Origin of the sequence: Streptomyces sp. S3(2020) (genome assembly GCF_013044505.1) — a bacterium.
GTDB lineage: Bacteria > Actinomycetota > Actinomycetes > Streptomycetales > Streptomycetaceae > Streptomyces.
On record NZ_JABERD010000488.1, the window covers coordinates 1 to 1,804 of the forward strand.

The window sequence follows — 1,804 nt, forward strand, 5'->3', positions numbered from 1 at the left end:
GCCGCTGGGCCGACGCCCTCACCGAGTACCGCAGAGTCGCCGCCGCCCGCGAACGCGTCCTGGGCGCCGACCACCCCGACACCCTCGCCAGCCGCAACGACGAGGCCCACTGCCTCGAACAGCTCGGCCGCGGCGCCGAAGCCGTGGAGCTGTACCGCAGGGTGGCGGTGCTGCGGCAGCAGCGGGCGTCCGGCGGCCTCTGACGTCGTGCTCAGGGCGCGGTAGGTCCCGGGTCCCCGACCCCGTCGCCGTACCGCGGGTACACCCCTGGCCGCCGACGATCATCGCGTGTTACGAAGAGAACATGCCTGCACTCGAGGGACACACGTACGACGCCGTGATCGTCGGCGGCGGTCACAACGGCCTCGTCGCCGCCGCCTACCTGGCCCGGGCCGGACGCTCCGTCCTGGTCCTGGAACGCCTCGACCGCACCGGCGGCGCCGCGATCTCCACCCGGCCCTTCGCCGGCGTCGACGCACGGCTCTCGCGCTACTCGTACCTGGTCAGCCTGCTCCCGAAGAAGATCGTCCGGGATCTGGGCCTGACCTTCCGGGTCCGCAAGCGCACCGTCTCCTCGTACACCCCCGTCGAACGCGACGGACAGCCCACCGGCCTCCTGGTGGGCGGCGGCGAACGACGCACCCGCGAGGCGTTCGAGCGCCTGACGGGCGGGAAGCACGAGTACGAGGCCTGGCAGCGCTTCTACGGCATGACCGGCCGCGTCGCCGAACGGATCTTCCCGACCCTCACCGAACCGCTGCCCACGCGGGACGAGCTGCGGCACCGGGTGGACGACGAGGAGGCCTGGCGGGCGTTGTTCGAGGAGCCGATCGGCGTCACGGTGGAGGAGCGCTTCGCCGATGACCTGGTCCGGGGTGTCGTCCTCACCGACGCGCTGATCGGCACGTTCGCCGACGCGCACGACCCCTCGCTCAAGCAGAACCGCTGCTTCCTGTACCACGTGATCGGCGGCGGCACCGGTGACTGGGACGTCCCCGTCGGCGGCATGGGCGCCCTCACCGACGCCCTGGCCGCCGCCGCGCGCGACGCGGGTGCCGTCATCGCCACCGGGCACGAGGTGGTGCGGATCGCCACGGACGGTCGTATGGCGGAGGTCGCGTTTCGGACGGCCGAGGAGGAGGGGGTCGTGGCCGCCCGGCACGTCCTCGTGAACGCCTCCCCGCAGGCCCTGGCGGACCTGACCGGCGACGAACCGGCCGCCCCCGCGGAGGGCGCGCAGCTCAAGGTGAACATGCTGCTCAAGCGACTGCCCCGGCTGCGGGACAGCTCCGTCGATCCCCGCGAGGCGTTCTCCGGCACGTTCCACATCGGGGAGGGATACGAGCAGCTCGCCACCGCCTACGCCCAGGCCGCAGCCGGTCAGCTGCCCGCCGCCCCGCCCTCGGAGATCTACTGCCACTCGCTGACGGACCCGACGATCCTCGGCCCGGAGCTGGTGGAGCAGGGGTACCAGACGCTGACCCTGTTCGGCCTCCACACGCCCGCGCGGCTGTTCGCCGAGAACAACGACGCCGTACGCGAGGACCTGCTCAAGTCGACGCTCGCCCAACTCGACACCCAACTCGCCGAACCGCTTGCCGACTGCCTTGCCCTCGACGCGGAGGGCCGGCCCTGCATCGAGGCGAAGACACCACTCGACCTGGAGCAGGACCTACGGCTCCCCGGCGGGAACATCTTCCACCGCGACCTGTCCTGGCCGTATGCCCAGGAGGGCACGGGGCGTTGGGGCGTGGAGACACGGCACGGGAATGTGCTGTTGTGCGGGGCGGGTGCGGTGCGTGGG

General features: G+C 72.2%; 2 protein-coding genes. Both read left to right on the forward strand.

Going from position 1 to position 1,804, the window contains the following annotated elements; all coding sequences use genetic code 11:
* Nucleotides 1–203: tetratricopeptide repeat protein (locus tag HLK59_RS49820; protein ID WP_171148299.1), on the forward strand; the 203-nt coding region annotated here is incomplete at its 5' end.
* Nucleotides 204–304: 101 nt separating this feature from the next.
* On the forward strand, nucleotides 305–1,804 hold a 1,500-nt coding region (locus HLK59_RS49825), incomplete at its 3' end, for an NAD(P)/FAD-dependent oxidoreductase (RefSeq protein WP_171148300.1).